Genomic DNA, 15441 nt, shown 5'->3' with positions numbered 1-15441 from the left:
CCTCAGCTCCACCGGATCGGACGCCATCGCCGCCCCGGACCGCGCTTGAGCACCCAGCCCCCACATTCGGCGACCTCGTCGAGGTCAGCGACCAGTCGGCGTACGACCGCCTCGGCCTGGGCGTCCTCAGCCTGCGCATGGGAGGACTCGATCAGGAAGCGCAGGTTGATCTGCGGCTGCCGCCCCACCAGTTCGACGCTACGGTCCTCGACCCGGTGGGTACGCCCCAGCATCGCTTCGGCGGCGGGCAGCACCTGGTCGGGGAGCACACCCGGCCGGCTCCCGTTGATGTCGATGACGATCCGGTACGAGGGCACGCTTGCACCTTAGAGGCCCGCACCGACAGGACCCACCGCTCGTGCTGGTGCGAAGAAACCCGTCACCCCGTCCCAGGCCGATCCAGCGCCAACCAGCACCATATAACCGTCCAACATATGGGCATAGCTTGCGCTTTGAGCATGACCGGGGTTGACTTCTGACTCGGTCGCACCCCGCGACCCGCGTCACCACCTCCTCGGGAGAACCATGTCCCCCCTGCTCACCCACGGCTCCGGCCTGCTGCTGGGCGCCGCACTCGGCTTCGTACTGCAGCGCGGCCGCTTCTGCGTCACCGGAGCGTTCCGCGAGGTCTGGACCTCCGGGCGCACCCGCTGGCTGACCGCCTATCTCATCGCCATCGCCGTCCTGTCGGTCGGCTTCTTCCTGCTGCTCGGCGCCGGCATCGTCAACGCCCCCAGCTCCCAGTTGCCCGCCCTGGCCACCACCGTCGGCGCGCTGATCTTCGGCGTCGGCATCGTGCTCGCCGGCGGCTGCGCGACCGGCACCTTCTATCGCTCCGGTGAGGGCCTGATCGGTTCCTGGCTGGCCCTCATCATGTATGCCGTCAGCGCCGCCGCCATGAAGTACGGCGTCCTCGCCCCGATCAATTCCGGGCTGCGCGAGCCGACCCTCCCGATGGTCAGCGTCCACGACACCCTCGGCATCTCGCCGTGGTTCCTGGTGGTGCCCTTCGTGGCCTTCGTCGGCTATCTCACCTGGCGTCAACTGCGCGCCGAACGCGGCCTGAAGGTCGCCACGCTGCCGCCGCAGCGCACCGGTCTGGAGCACCTGCTCTTCGAGAAGCCGTGGCATCCCTTCGCCACCGCGATCGTCTTCGGCTTGATCGCCATCGCGGCCTTCCCGCTCAGCTACTCCGCCGGTCGCGAGGGCGGCCTGGGCATCACCACCCCGTCGGCCAACCTGGCGTACGGGCTGGTCGCCGGCGACGTCGCCAAGCTGGTCGACTGGGGCACCCTGCTGATCATCGGCATCATCCTCGGCTCCTTCATCGCAGCCAAGGCCAGCGGTGAGTTCCGGCTCCGGGTGCCTGACACCCGCCAGATGGTCCGGTCGCTGACCGGCGGCGTCCTGATGGGCGTCGGCGCCAGCTGGGCCGGCGGCTGCACCATCGGCGCATCCTTGGTCGGCGCGGCCCAGTTCCAGTGGAATGGCTGGCTCGCCTTCGGCGGTTTCTTCCTCGGCGTCGGCATCGCCGCCAAGATCTTCCTGCGTCCCAAGACCAGCCCCCCAGCCGGTACGTCGGCGCCGGTCAAGCAGCCAGTCTCGGTCTGAGAGTCCCCCCACACACCCACCCGAAAGGACCAACCATGACCATCCACACCCTCGAAACCAACGGCGAGGTCTGCCCCTTCCCGCTCACCGAGGCGAAGCAGGCGATGACGACACTGCCCAGCGGCGATGAGCTGCGCATCAACTTCGACTGCACCCAGGCCACCGAGGCGATCCCGCGCTGGGCAGCCGAGGAGGGCTACCCGGTCACCTCCTTCGACCGGGTCGGCGACGCCGGCTGGACCATCACCGTCCAGAAGCCCTGACACCACCCCAGGGCTCGCCACCGGGCGTACCTCTGGGCCAGTTCGATCAGAAAACCCCGCCCCAGCGGCGGTAGGTCGCAATAGGGCGGGGTTTTCTGCGGCTTCGTGCGCAACGACGCGATGCTGTGGTTGTGCAGGTCGCGAGGTACGCGCCTCAGTCGGCGGTCGGCTGGCGCACCCGGGCCGACCGGGCCACCAGGAACGGCCGGCCCATGATGCCGCGGCTGATCGCCATGCCGGTGGAGGCACCGACCGCGATCCCGATGCCGAAGAGGGCCGCGGCCAACAACTGAGTGGCGCCCAGGATCAACTGTTCGTTGCCGGTGCCGGCGATCAGCGTGAACAGGGCGTTGAACACCGCCATGCCGGGCACCAGCGGCAGGATGCCGACGGTCGCGACCCCCAGGTCGGGCACCTTCGCAAGGCGGCCGATCACCGGTGAGATCAGACCCGCCACCAAGCCACCGGCGACCCCGGCCGTGACCGGGCCGACGCCCTGGTCGGTGACCGTGGCGTACGTCAGCCAGGTCACCACCGGCGACACCGCAAACCACACCAGCATCCGCGGCTGGGCGTGGGTGACGACGCCGAACGCCACCCCCAGCACCGCCAGCGCGATCACTCTGACCACCAGGTTTTGCTGCACCGCAGTGGGCGGGTCGTACTCGATCCACACACCCAACCCGTTGGCGACCGTGAGCACCGCCAAGATGCCGGCCAGCAGGCCCAGGGTCAGGATGACCACCTCGGTCACCCGCGCCGACGCGGTGATGTAGTAGCCGCTCAGCGCATCCTCGGCCGCACCCACCCAGGACAACCCGCCGAGCAGGATCACCACGGCTGCAACCACGATCAGGGACGGATAGACGCCGTTGAGGAAAGTCATCCCGTTGTTGCGCCCCAACACCAGCAGCACACACAGCAGCGTCGGGACAGCGCCGCCGGCGGACTGGACCAGCATCGGCGGCACCTTGCGCTCCCCCAACGCGCGGGTCACGAGATCGACCAACATCCCGGACAGGCCCGACACGATCGCGATGAAGGCGGTGGCATTGAAGATCACCGCAACTCCGGCGACAGTGACCCCACTGGCAATCACCGTGACCACCTTGTTGTAGGTCTCCGGCCGCCCCATCACCTTGTCGAACTCCTTGGCGGCGGTCGCGACGTCGATGTTCTCCTTCTCGATCCGCTCGACGATTTCCTCCAGGCCGGCCAGCGTCGCGTAGTCGCTGACTCGACCCCGGATCGCCCGGGTCGCCGTCACCGGATCCCGCCCCAGACCGCGCAGCCGGGTGATGAAGATGGAGGTGTAGGTCACCTCGACGTTCACGGTGGAGACGCCGTACGCCTGGGTGACGCGGACCACGGTGGACACCACGTCAGCGGCGCCCTTCCCGGTCGACAGCAGGCCCTCGGCGAGCCGCAGGCACAGTTCGGTCACGGCACGTCCGTGCCGGTCATCCTCCGCCGAACGGCTGGAGACGAGATTGACCTTCCAGTCCGGGACGCCGGAGGTGCCGAACAGTCGGCGCAGCGCAACTCGACTCCGCCCGAAGAACGGTCCACGTTCGCCGCGGCGACGAGGGCGCTTGCTGGCTCCCTCCGAGATCGCCTCACTGTTCCAGCCGGTGCTCATGCGCCCCATTGTGCCGCGCAACCGCGGCGAACGTGAGCCACCGAGGACCGCGCCACCACCTCAGCGGTTGTCGCCCTCCCAGCCAGCATTGTGCGCCCACACCAGATAGCCACGGCCGGCCACATAGGAGCCCGTTTCTCCGCTCACACCGGCCGCATTCCAGGTCGACAGCGCCTGGGCGGGCGCATCCGGCAGCCACGCCGCGAGCGGCAACCAGCGCGGCAGCTGCCCCACCAGGGAGACGGTGTTGCGCGGGTCACTGCCGTCCACGCGATAGGCGACCGTGTCGCCGCCGGTGACCATGTTCTGGCTGAAGGTCCGCTTCAGGTTGGCCAACTGCGTCGCCGTCAGGCCGATGCCGGCTCGTGAGGCTGCCACCAGGAACTCGACCGTGATCGCGGCGTGACTGATGTCCTCGATCCCCGGAGCGGCGTTCCAGCGCGGCGTGTAGGTCGACTCGGTGCCGCCCTGATAGCCGGCGTACGCCTGGGAGGACGGCGGCCAGTAGGACCACACGTAGGCGTTGTCCACCAGGTCAGCGCCGCGGAGGAAGGAGGCCACCAGCGCCTTCACGATCCGTGCGTACGCCTGGTCCCCGTCCAACCGATACAGCTCAACCTGGGTCGCGCCCAGCGCGTGGGACTGGTTGTAGGGCTGGATCAGGCCGTCGTGCCGCAGCGCGGCACCAACCGGATGGGCGTAGTCGGCCGAGTCGGGATGATCCTCGTAGAACTGCACCTCGGGAGCATGGAAGGCAACCGCCTCCCGGGCCGCAGCGGCGTACGCCTCGGCCTTGGGCGCGAGCCGGGTGAGGCCCGCATCGGTGACGATCCGGGCGAATTGCGCCAACGGATAGGTGACCATGCCGGTGTGCACCGTGAAGGCGTGGAACTGCTCCTGCACCGCAGCGGTGCCGTGCGGGACCCGGCCCGGGAAGTCAGGGTCGCGCAGGTCGACGGCCGTCCACTCCCAGTTGGGTGCGAAGGCGTCGTTGATGACGTCGACGACATACTTGGCGTGGCTGCGTTCGGTTTGGACGAATTCGTACTTCTTGGTCCCGGTGCCGCAGGTCAGCGTGAGGTCGAAGCTGGCGTCGGTGTGGGTGGTGAAGGTCACGGTCGCCTCCAGTGCCGAACCACCCGCGTACCGCAGGGCCACCAGCTCGTCGCCGTTGACGTCCTTGATCACAAACTTGGCGGCGGTGTACTTGCCGCCGGTGCGCCACACCGGTCCGGACCTGCCCAGCGCGTCCTTGACACCGCGCTTGGCATCGGTCGCGGCGAGCACGTCGTCGGCGAGCGACACGAACCAGTCCAGGTACTTCTCGTCGTCGGTGGCCTGGTACATCCGAGTCAGGGCGAGCAGTTCGTATGACGTGCCCCAGGCGATCACCCCGGACTCGTTGTCGGTGACGGTGTGGCTGTTCGCAGTCCACACCCGGTCGAACTCGGCGGCAGTCTCCGGGCCGGCGGCGGCCGCCACCCCGGGCAGTCCGATGAGGCCGGCGATACCGAGACCGAGTGAGCCGGCGAGCATGGAGCGCCGCCCGAAGGTCGGCTGTGAGCGGTGGGCGCCCGTCTGTCGAGGATCACCCGTCTGTCGAGGATCACTCGTCTGTCGAGGATCACTCGTCTGTCGAGGATCACTTGCCTGGTTGGGGTTGTCCATGGCGATTCCTTCCCTCGGGCCCCGGTGGCCCCAACTCGCCTGGGGTCAGGGCCGCGCTGGGAGCCCACCCTGCCCCGGACCGGGGTCAGGATCCAGCCAGAACACTGGGGTCGCCGCATCCCGGGACCATTCCCGGAATCTGTCCCGACAGATGGCTGACTGTGCCCGGAGGCTCAGCCCTCAGCGCGGGCCAACCCGGCAGCCAGATCGGCCGCCAAGTCCTCAGCGGGTTCAATCCCGACCGACATCCGCACCAGACCCTCGGTGATCCCGGCAGCAGCCTGCGCCTCGGGGGTCATCGCAGCGTGGGTCATGCTCGCCGGGTGGGCGATCAGCGACTCCACCCCGCCGAGGGACTCCGCCAAGGTGATCGACGTCAACCCGTCCGCGAACCGGCGTACCGCCTGCTCACCACCGGCCAGTTCAAAGCTCAACATTGCACCGAAACCGTCCTGCTGCCGTGCCGCGAGCTCATGGCCCGGGTGGTCAGCCAGTCCCGGATAGTGCACCGCTGTCACGACCGGATGCGCAGCCAACTGCTCAGCCACCGCCGCCGCATTCTCCTGATGGGCCCGCATCCGCACCGCCAGGGTCCGCATCCCGCGCAGCACCTGCGCCGCATCCCAAGGACTGCTGGTCAGCCCCAGACAGTTCGCCCAGTACGCCGCCTGCTCGGCCCCCTCGGTGGTGGCCGCCACGATCGCGCCGCCCACCACGTCGGAGTGACCATTGAGATACTTCGTGGTCGAGTGCACCACGAAGTCGGCGCCGTGCTCGATCGGCCGCTGCAGCAGCGGCGTACAGAAGGTGTTGTCGGCGACCACGATCGCGCCGGCAGCATGACCGGCGGCGCTGACCGCTGCCAGATCGGTGATCCGCATCAGCGGATTGGAGGGCGTCTCGACCCACACCATCGCCGGGGAGATCTCGGCGATGGCGGCAGCGGCCGCGTCGGTCCGGGTGAGGTCGAGGGCGACCACGCGGCAGTAGCCCTTGCGCTCCAGTTGGTCGAAGAGCCGCCAGGATCCGCCATAACAGTCGTGCGGCACGACGATGGTGTCGCCCGTCTTCAGCAGCCCGACCACCAACGCCGTGATGGCAGCCATCCCGCTGGCCACGATGGTCGCGGGTGCCGCACCGTCCTCCAGCACCGAGATGGCGGAGCCGAGCTGGTCCCGGTTGGGGTTGGCGCAGCGGCCATAGTCGTACTGCCGGGACTCGCCGACATCGGCAAAGCTGAAGGTCGAGGAGGTGTAGATCGGGGGCGCCACCGCCCCGAACTGGGTGTCGGCGTCGATCCCCATGCGGATCGCGCGACCCAGCCGAGACGGCGTACGCGGCGCGGTGGGATCAGCCATGACAGCAGGCTCCTTGGTCAAGTTCAATGGGCGGCCGGGAAAGGCCGGAGGCACGCACCCACTGTAGTGAGGCACGCGCTGCGCGGCACCAGCACGCCCCTCTCTAAGATGGCCAACACAGACGCCGATCGACCAGCTAGGGAGACCGCATGACCACCCACTCCGATATCCCCGAGGTTCCCCAGGCGGTACGCGATTGGCAGGCCGCCATCGAGGACGGCAGCGCCGCGCGACTGGGCCAGTGCTTGGCATCCGACGCAGTCCTGCATTCCGTCTCGACCGACACCTATGCGGTGACCGGCCGGCAGCAGGTCCAGGCCTCCTTCGAGGCCGCGTGGCAGGTCATCTTTCCCAGCCAGGTCACCGACATCTTGGGTGGCGGCCAGAACTGGACGTTGGTCACGCACGGCGCCGCCGGCCGCCGACAGCTCCACGAGGTCCACCTGCTCCGCCTCAACCACGAGGGCCTGGTGCGCGAGGTCAGCGTGTACGCCCGTCCGCTCGCCGCGCTGAACGCGGCCAGCGGCAAGATCGCCGCCCACAGCGCCGAACAGGACCGCCGCCCCTGGCTGGCGCGGCTGCTGCGGATCGGCAGCGCCCCGGCCGCCGCGATCGGTGGCGCCGAGGACCAGCTGGCCATGCTGACCGCCCCCGAACCGGTACGCCAGGCCGCCGCCGAGGCCAAGGCCAACAAACGGACCGAGACGGTGAGCCGGGTGATCGCAGCGCCACGCCAAGCCATCTTTGACCTGCTCGCCGACGCCCACCGCCATCCCGACCTGGATGGTGGCGGCAGCGTGGTCGGCGTCTCGCAGGCGCCCGAACGACTCAGCGAGGGCGCCACCTTCACCATGGAGATGAAGCGCGGCCCGGTGAATTACCAGACCCCCAACACGGTGGTCGACTTCGTCGACGGCCAGCTGATCGCCTGGCGTACCGGATCAGCCCCGCTGGCCGGCCAAGTCTGGATGTACATCCTCAGTGACGTCGACGGCGGCACCTTGGTCACCCACAACTATCTGTGGGGCAAGTCCGGCAGCGCACCCCTGCTGGCTGCCACCGGCATGCCGAAGGTCTCCCGACGCGACATGGCCGACACCCTGGAACGGCTCGCCGCGATCGTCGAGGACTGATCGCACCTCCACCTCGGGTCCAACCTTGCTGCCGCCGACGCCACGGTTCCCCTACTGTGGCAGCGCAGCAGCACCCTTTCAGGGCAGACGGGAGTGAGCATGGCGGGTTTCATGAAGGTGGTACGCGACTTCGCGTTGCTGATCGCGCGTCTCGGCCTGGGCGCCATCATGGTCGCGAACGGCTGGCGCCGCTGGCAGGTCGAGGGCGTACAGACGCAGGTCACCTATCTGGAGCAGTTCGCCACGCCATTTCCCGAGGTGATGGTGTGGGGTTCCATCATCCTGGAGCTGCTCGGCGGACTGCTGCTGCTGTTCGGTGTGCTGACCCCGCTGATCGGCGTCGCGGTCGTGGTCCAGCAGGTGATGATCGTGGTCTGGACCAACTGGTGGCAGGGCTTCTTCCACGAGAACAACGGCTTCGAATTCAACATCGCGCTCGCCTGCCTGGGCCTGATCTTCGTCGCCTTCGGAGGTGGCCGAGGGGCGGTCGACCAGCTCTTCAAGCGCCCGCCGCGTGAGGAAGAGAGCGACGAGCTGATCCTCGAGGAACCGAAGAAGCGGCGCCGCGGCCGCAACCAGGACCAGAGCGGCCCGACCGAGAGCCAACAGCAGCGTGCCCGGGCCACGGGCAGCAAGGAACCGGGCGCCGACGAGCCAGCCGAGGACTCCAACGCAGGTCTCGGCCTGTTCTGACCGATCAGCGCCGGCTGCAGGTAGGCGCTTTCCGGGTCCGGCGGGCGTACGGCATGATGGGCGGCGTTCCCTTCACAGGAGTTGAGATGTCGGAGCCGACCCTCCATCTGCCCCCCGAAGACCGCGAGCTGTCACCGTACACGGGTTGGACCCGTGACCACCTGACCGCGGTCGTCGACCACCTGCTCGAGAATGCGCGGCGGTACGCCTCGCCCGGCCACGCCCGGATCCTCTTCCCGGGCGATCAGGGCCCCCACGGTGACGATGTTGCCGGACTGGAGGGCTTCGCGCGTACCTTCTTGTTGGCGGGCGCCCGGATCGCCGGCGAGCACGGCGCGGACCCGCTGGGCAGCGCCGAGTGGTACCTCGAGGGCATCCGCAACGGCGTCGAACCCACCCATCCGGAGCGGTGGACCCGGCCCACCGAGCACCCGCAGGCCGTGGTCGAGGCCGCCTCGATCGCGATGATGTTGCTCAAGACCAAGCCCTGGACGCTGGACCGGATGGACCAGCAGACCAAGGACAACCTGGCCGACTGGCTGCGAGACGTACGTCAGGCGCGGGTCGCCCTCAACAACTGGGTCTGGTTCCACATCTTCACCGAAACCCTGCTGGAAGTGATGGGCGCCGGCTGGGACCGCGAGTTCGTCCAGTTCCGCCTCGACCAGCACGACCAGATGTATCTGGCCGACGGCTGGTACACCGACGGTGAGGGGATGCGTTTCGACCACTACAACGGTTGGGCGATGCACACCTACCCGCTGATCTGGGCCGATCTGGTGCCCGACCAGGAGTTCGCCGACAAGTATCGGCCGATCTATCACGACCGGATCCGGACCTTCCTGCCGCAGGCGGCCGCGCTGGTCGGCGTCGACGGCAGCCCGCTCTTCCAGGGCCGCAGCCTGATCTATCGGTTCGCCGCCGGTGCACCCTTCTGGGCAGCCACCATCGCCGATGCCAGTCCGTTGCCGTTGGGTCAGATCCGCCGCATCACCTCCGGGATGGTGAAGTACTTCGTCGACCACGGCGCCCCCGACGCCGACGGCATCCTCAACCGCGGCTGGCACCACAACTGGCCCGCGATGGCGCAGGTCTACTCGGGCACCGGCTCGCCCTACTGGGCCGCCAAGGGCCTGCTCGGTCTCGCGCTGCCGGCCGACCACCCGGTCTGGTCCGCGGTCGAGGAACCCATGCCGATCGAGACCGGCGACATCGCCTTCGCCATCGAACCGGCCGGCTGGCTGGTCTCGGGCAGCCAGCAGGAAGGCACCGTACGCGTCCACCCGCACGGCGGTCTGGGGATGGCCCGAAAGATGGAGGACGTCCTCTACACCCGGCTCGGATACTCCACCGACACCACCGGAGCCCTGGTCGGTGACTGGGTCGAGAACCCACTGCCGAATGCGGCCGCGATCCTCAGCGACGCCGACGGCAGCATCCGTGCCAGCCATCGGGTCTGGCCCGAGGCGACCGGCGTCGCGCTCGACGCCGACGGCACCCTGGTCGGTAGTTCCTGGTGGCAGGCCCAGTGGTCCAACCTGGATCCGGACGCTGAGCCCGGGCAGCGGCGTACGGTTTCCCCCGGCCCGACCCTGACCTACGCCAGCGCGATCCGCGGCGGCATTGAGGTGCGCGCGATCCGGGTCGACCCGGTCGATGGCGCCAACAACGGCATCGCGCTGCGACTGGGCGGCTGGGCGATCGACCCTGCCGGTCCGCTCGGCTCCGCTGTCACCCCGCTGGTGCCCGGGATGTCGTTGGGGCACGCCAGTTGCGCCGACGCCAGCCCCACCAGCGAGGAACTGGATGCCCCCTACGCGACAGTGTCGTTGGAGAACGGTCGGATCCCCGCCGAGACCGGCCACGCCGTCGTCGCGGTCACCTACGGGGAGGTCGCCGAACTGCCCGCCGAAGCACTCCCCACGGCCGAGGTGCGCCAGGACGGCGTACGCCTGACCTGGCCCGACGGCGTCACCACCGACTTGCCGCTGCCGGCACCGAGCGCTGCCGGACCCGACCCGGACTCGCTGATGCGGCCGCTGCCCTCGCAGTTCGTGCCTGCTTCATCCGCCGACACCTCGAACGGTCACCCGCCCCGGACCCAGTAGGGTGACCGTCAGTCGGTGGAAGGTGGTCGCCGCCGGCGCCGATCGGAAGGACTCCATGCGTACGCTCACCATGCCTGCCACCGGACGAGCCGCTCGATCGGTCGTCGTCCTGCTGGCTCTGGCCTTGGCTCTCCTGGCGCCGCTGCTCGCCGCGGCCCCCGCGCATGCCCAGACCGAGGACGGCGAACGGGGCTGGCGGGTCTTCTCGCTGCTCAACGGGCAGTGGAATGTGACGCAGGATCCGCCGTCGATGGTGGTGCCCGCCGACGGTGCCGTGCTGGGCCTGCGCTTCAGCGCCGCGCCGACCGACGCGCCGCGCGAACCCCGGGCCCAGACCGATGTCGAGACCGCCTGCGGTTCGGTGCCGATCTCCGACGATGCCAAGCGGGTCGTGGTGCTGATCGACTTCGGGACAGCCACGGACGCACCCGAGGGCGCCGAACCGCCGCGGGAGGGCTCGGCGGTCGCGTACTGCAAGTCCGTCGACCCCGGCGCGACCGCAGCTCAGGTGTTCGAGGACCTCGGCCGCATCGACGTGCAGGACGAGTCGATCTGTGCGGTCCAGGGCTACCCGGCCGAGGGTTGTGGCGAACCGGCGTCAGGCCCCTTCCCGCAGGAACCCGAGGAAGAGATCGACGTCCAGGCAGGTTCGGGTGGTTGGCAGCAGCCGCGCATCGACGAGGAGAACGTCCCCGGTTCCGCCGGCGGCATCCTCTCCTTCGTGCTGGTGGCGCTGATCTTGGGTGGTGTGATCGCCGCCGCCTTCGTATTGCGTCGCAACAAGGGCAAGGCAGCCGGCGGCAAGGCCTCGGTGCCGGCGCAGAACACTCACCAGAACACTGACCAGGGCACTGCCCAGCGGGAAAACCCCGACCAGGGCGCCACCACCACAACCGAGACCTCCGAGGGTGGCACGAGTGACTCCGGCTCCAGCGATGCCGGCAGCGACGGATCCGGCGATGGCTCGGCTGACTGACGTGGCCCAGGAGGCCGGCGTCTCCTTGGCGACCGCCTCCCGCGCCCTCAACGGCAGCCGTGACCGGCAGGTTCGGCCCGAGCTCCGCGAACGTGTGCTCGCCGCCGCCATCCGCCTCAACTACAGCCCCCACGCCGCCGCCCAGGCGATGGCCAGGGGCCGCAGCGATGCCATCGGACTCATCATCGGTGACATCACCGACCCCTACTTCACCGGCGTCAGCGCCGGCGTGAGCCACGCGGTGCAGCCCTCCGGCGGAGTGGTGACGCTGGCTTCCACCGGCGGCGACCATGCCCGCCGAATCACCTTGATCAATCTGATGCGTTCCCAGCGCGCCCGCGCCATCATCCTGGCCGGCGCGCTGCCCGTCGACGAGGCTGAGCTCGCCGAACTCGACGCCGCGCTGGCGGCGTACGCCGAGCTGGGACAGGTGGCCCTCATCAGCCAGCCGGGTCTGACCCACCACACCGTGCATCCCGACAACGGCGGCGGCGCCGAGGCGCTGGCCCGTGGCCTCAACGAGCGCGGCTACACCCGTGCCGCGATCATCGCCGGACCACCGACCCACCAGACGGCAACGGAGCGGGCCGAGGGTTTTGCCCGCGCCTGGCAGGGCGAGCTGCGGATCCACCCGTGTAGTTTCGACCGGGCCGGCGCCGGCCAGGCGATGGTCGAGTTGATGAAGCACCGACCCGAGGTGGTCTTCGCCGTCACCGACGTGATGGCGCTCGGCGCTCTGGCTGCGGCGCGGGATGCCGGCGTACAGGTGCCCAACGACGTGGCGTTGGCCGGGTTCGGTGACATTCCGACGTTGGCGGATGTACGCCCGCAGCTCACCACAGTGCGGCTGCCACTGGAGGAGATCGGCGCCACGGCCGTGGAGCTCGCGCTCGGCGGCGGCGAACCCCAGACGCTGGAGATCGATGTAAACGTGCAGTGGCGGGAATCCACCCCTGACCTGACGAAGGGACTCTGACCATGCGACGCCTCGCAACCGGAATCGCCGCCCTGGTGGCTCTGATCCTCACGGCCGTGCCGGCCCACGCTCAAGAGGGCTTCCGCTACTGGGCCTTCTTCACCCACAACGGCAACCAGTGGACCGCCGCGATGACCGGTCCCGCCGAGGTGATCCCGGATGACGGCGATGTGCTCGGCTGGCGGTTTGCGGTCAGCACCGCCGAACCGCCGGCGCCGCGCGCCCAGGTCAGCTTCGACCAGGTCTGCGGCACCGGCGTACCGGCCGAGGGCATGAAGCGGGTCGCCCTGGTGCTGGACAGCGGCTCGGCCACCGACGCCCCCGACGGTGAGCAGCCGGCCAAGCTGGATCGTGCGACCGCGACCTGCGTGGAGATCGCCACCGACGCCAATGCCCAGGCCGTGCTGCAGGACGCCTTCGCGATTCGTACCGCTGACAGCGGCCTGATCTGCGGGATCGACGGCTATCCGGCGCAGGGCTGTGGCGATCCGGTCAGCGGCGCCGAGGTCGGCAGCCAGGACCCGATCCCGGTCGACGTGGTGGACCAGGACGGCCGCCCCGTCGATGACGGCGGCACCACCGGCATCCTCATCGCCGCCAGTGCGCTGCTGTTGGTCGCGGTCGCTGCCGTGGTTGTGATCGTACGCCGCCGGCGCCAGCCGCAGCCCGAGCTGGAGCCCCAGCTGATCGGATCCTCCGAGCTGAGCGCCGAGGAGCGGGCCGAGTCGGGGACGGCCTCGGCTGACGCCGGCTCGGCGGACGCGGAGTCCGGCGACTCGGCGGCCACCGCCAGCGACAACGGCACCGCCGGCAATGGCACCCGGGACAAGGGCCCCGACGGCAAGGGCACCGGCACGGTCGAGCGACTCGACTGAGGAGTTGCCGTCTTGACACCCACCAACCGGCAACCTAGAGTATTGGAAAGCGCATTCCAGACTGGGGTGCCATGGAGGTCCCAGGCCATCCTTGGATGCCCACCCCGACGTTCGCGGAGGAACGAGAACACATGACCACATTGCGTATTGCCATGAATGGCATCACCGGCCGGATGGGCTACCGGCAGCACCTGGTGCGATCGATCCTCGCGATCCGCGACCAAGGCGGCGTCACGTTGCCTGACGGCTCCCGCCTGCAGGTCGAACCGATCATCGTGGGCCGCCGCGAGGATCGCCTCAAGGAGATCGCACAGCAGCACGACATCGAGGAATGGTCGACCGACACCGACGACTGCATGACCCGCGATGACATCGACATCTACTTCGACTCGCAGCTGACCTCGCGTCGCTTCCCAGCGCTCACCAAGGCGATGAAGGCCGGCAAGCACGTCTTCACCGAGAAGCCCACCGCCGAGACGCTCGAGCAGGCCGTCGATCTGGCCAAGCTCCGCGAGGAGACCGGGGTCGTCGCCGGCGTCGTGCACGACAAGCTCTATCTGCCCGGCCTGGTGAAGCTGCGCCGGCTGGTCAGCGAAGGCTTCTTCGGCCGCATCCTGTCGATGCGCGGCGAATTCGGCTACTGGGTCTTCGAGGGCGACCAGCAGCCCGCCCAGCGCCCCAGTTGGAACTACCGCTCCGAGGACGGCGGCGGCATCATGACCGACATGTTCTGCCACTGGAACTACGTGCTCGAGGGGATCCTCGGCCCGGTCAAGTCGGTGTACGCCCAGGCCGCCACCCACATCCCGACCCGATGGGACGAGCAGGGCAAGGAATACCGGGCCACCGCCGACGACGCCGCGTACGGCATCTTCGACATCGACGGTCCGGACGGTTCGATCATTGCCCAGATCAACTCCTCCTGGGCCACCCGGGTGCACCGTGGCGAACTGGTCGAGTTTCACGTCGACGGCACCCACGGATCCGCCGTCGCCGGGCTGACGAACTGCGTCGCCCAACAGCGTGCACACACCCCCAAGCCGGTCTGGGATCCCGACATCCCCGAGACCAACGACTATCGGGCGCAGTGGCTCGATGTGCCCGCCAACGCTGACCTGGGCAACGGCTTCAAGCAGCAGTGGGAAGAGTTCCTCATCGACGTCGCCGCCGGCCGCCCGCACCGCTACGACCTGCTGTCGGCCGCCCGCGGCGTACAGCTGGCCGAGCTCGGCCTGCAGTCCTCGGCAGAGGGGCGCCGCCTCGAGATCCCGGAGATCACGCTGTGACCGATCTGTCCCGTCTCTCCCTCAACACCGCGACGGCCAAGCTGCAAACCTTGGCCGAATGCGTCGAAGCGGCCGCCGAAGCGGGCTTGGGCGCAGTCGGGCCCTGGCGTGACCGGGTCCAGGAGGTCGGCGCCGCCGAGGCCGGGCGCATCATCCGCGACGCCGGCCTGCGTACCTCCTCGCTGTGCCGGGGCGGGTTCCTGACCGCGGTCGGCGAGCAGGCCACCGCCGAGGCACTCGCCGACAACCGGCGGGCGCTGGAAGAAGCCGCCGCGATCGGCGCCGGCGAACTGGTGATGGTGGTCGGCGGGCTGCCCGAGGGCGACCGCGACATCGTGGCTGCCCGGCAGCGGGTCGCCGACGGCATCGCCGCGCTGGTCCCCCACGCACAGGACGCGGGCGTACGGCTGGCACTCGAGCCGATGAACCCGATCTTCGCGGCCGACCGCGGCGTCCTGTCGACGCTGGAGCAGTCGCTGGAGATGGCGGCCCCGTTCCCCGCGGAGGCGGTCGGCGTGGTCGTCGACACCTACCACGTGTGGTGGGACCCGAAGCTGCAGGAGATGATCGCTCGCGCCGGTGCCGAGGGCCGAATCTCCTCCTACCAGGTGTGTGACTGGGAGTTGCCGCTCAAGGAGGACACCCTCAACTCGCGCGGCTACATGGGTGATGGCCACTGTGACTTCACCTCGACCACCCAGTGGGTCCGCGACGCCGGCTACACCGGCGACATCGAGGTCGAGATCTTCAACGTCGGCATCTGGGAGCAGGGCGCCCCGACCATCGTGGCGACCATGGCCCAGCGCTACGCGGACCTGGTCCTCCCCCATCTCTGAGGTGCGGATTCCGGCCCGA

Annotated in this window: 14 protein-coding genes; 10 read left to right on the top strand and 4 right to left on the bottom strand. The window is 69.2% G+C overall.

From position 1 onward, the window contains the following. Positions 1-2 precede the first annotated feature (2 nt). Entirely contained in the window at positions 3-317 is a 315-nt protein-coding gene (locus CGZ91_RS13315) for a hypothetical protein (RefSeq protein ID WP_094450020.1), read from the bottom strand. 208 nt (positions 318-525) lie between these two features. Here CGZ91_RS13315 and CGZ91_RS13310 point away from each other — a divergent pair, with 208 nt between their 5' ends. Then, on the top strand, positions 526-1611 hold the full coding sequence (locus tag CGZ91_RS13310; RefSeq protein ID WP_094455902.1) for a YeeE/YedE family protein: 1086 nt from the start codon (positions 526-528) through the stop codon (positions 1609-1611). A gap of 35 nt (positions 1612-1646) precedes the next feature. Then, positions 1647-1874 (top strand): sulfurtransferase TusA family protein, encoded by a 228-nt coding sequence (locus tag CGZ91_RS13305; RefSeq protein WP_094455900.1) that lies wholly within the window; start codon positions 1647-1649, stop codon positions 1872-1874. Between the two features lie 154 nt (positions 1875-2028). On the opposite strand, the gene CGZ91_RS13300 is transcribed toward CGZ91_RS13305, so the two are convergent. The 3 genes from CGZ91_RS13300 to metB all read right to left on the bottom strand — a co-directional run bounded on the left by CGZ91_RS13300 (position 2029) and on the right by metB (position 6539). Continuing rightward, a complete protein-coding gene (locus CGZ91_RS13300) occupies positions 2029-3513 on the bottom strand; it encodes a threonine/serine exporter family protein (RefSeq protein ID WP_179229378.1) in 1485 nt (494 codons plus the stop codon). A 60-nt stretch (positions 3514-3573) separates the two neighbouring features. Continuing rightward, on the bottom strand, positions 3574-5049 hold the full coding sequence (locus tag CGZ91_RS13295; RefSeq protein WP_094455896.1) for a hypothetical protein: 1476 nt from the start codon (positions 5047-5049) through the stop codon (positions 3574-3576). A 305-nt stretch (positions 5050-5354) separates the two neighbouring features. Then, complete coding sequence (metB, locus tag CGZ91_RS13290; protein ID WP_094455894.1) at positions 5355-6539, bottom strand: cystathionine gamma-synthase; 1185 nt, start codon at positions 6537-6539, stop codon at positions 5355-5357. 149 nt (positions 6540-6688) lie between these two features. Here metB and CGZ91_RS13285 point away from each other — a divergent pair, with 149 nt between their 5' ends. From CGZ91_RS13285 to CGZ91_RS13250, 8 genes are all read left to right on the top strand, one after another. Beyond that, positions 6689-7672 carry an SRPBCC family protein gene (locus CGZ91_RS13285; protein WP_094455892.1) on the top strand — a complete coding sequence of 328 codons (984 nt, stop codon included), beginning with the start codon at positions 6689-6691 and terminating at the stop codon, positions 7670-7672. Between the two features lie 99 nt (positions 7673-7771). Continuing rightward, positions 7772-8365, top strand: a complete 594-nt coding sequence (locus tag CGZ91_RS13280; protein WP_094455890.1) for a DoxX family protein — start codon at positions 7772-7774, stop codon at positions 8363-8365. Between the two features lie 86 nt (positions 8366-8451). Then, positions 8452-10473, top strand: coding sequence for a DUF2264 domain-containing protein (locus CGZ91_RS13275; protein ID WP_179229377.1), 2022 nt, complete (start codon positions 8452-8454; stop codon positions 10471-10473). 70 nt (positions 10474-10543) lie between these two features. Then, complete coding sequence (locus tag CGZ91_RS13270; RefSeq protein ID WP_179229376.1) at positions 10544-11449, top strand: SCO2322 family protein; 906 nt, start codon at positions 10544-10546, stop codon at positions 11447-11449. Next, positions 11433-12425 carry a LacI family DNA-binding transcriptional regulator gene (locus CGZ91_RS13265; protein WP_094455884.1) on the top strand — a complete coding sequence of 331 codons (993 nt, stop codon included), beginning with the start codon at positions 11433-11435 and terminating at the stop codon, positions 12423-12425. The genes CGZ91_RS13270 and CGZ91_RS13265 overlap by 17 nt, the downstream gene beginning before the upstream one ends. A gap of 2 nt (positions 12426-12427) precedes the next feature. Further along, positions 12428-13300: an SCO2322 family protein gene (locus CGZ91_RS13260; protein ID WP_094455882.1), complete on the top strand. Its 873-nt coding sequence runs from the start codon at positions 12428-12430 to the stop codon at positions 13298-13300. Between the two features lie 131 nt (positions 13301-13431). Next, on the top strand, positions 13432-14586 hold the full coding sequence (locus tag CGZ91_RS13255) for a Gfo/Idh/MocA family protein (RefSeq protein ID WP_094456090.1): 1155 nt from the start codon (positions 13432-13434) through the stop codon (positions 14584-14586). After that, on the top strand, positions 14583-15422 hold the full coding sequence (locus tag CGZ91_RS13250) for a sugar phosphate isomerase/epimerase family protein (RefSeq protein WP_094455880.1): 840 nt from the start codon (positions 14583-14585) through the stop codon (positions 15420-15422). Before CGZ91_RS13255 ends, CGZ91_RS13250 begins: the two co-directional genes overlap by 4 nt. Positions 15423-15441 lie beyond the last annotated feature (19 nt).

Source organism: Parenemella sanctibonifatiensis, from assembly GCF_002250565.1.
Taxonomy (GTDB): Bacteria; Actinomycetota; Actinomycetes; order Propionibacteriales; family Propionibacteriaceae; genus Parenemella; species Parenemella sanctibonifatiensis.
Note: the sequence above shows the minus strand (reverse complement) of the source record. Positions and strands in the feature narration are given on the sequence as shown.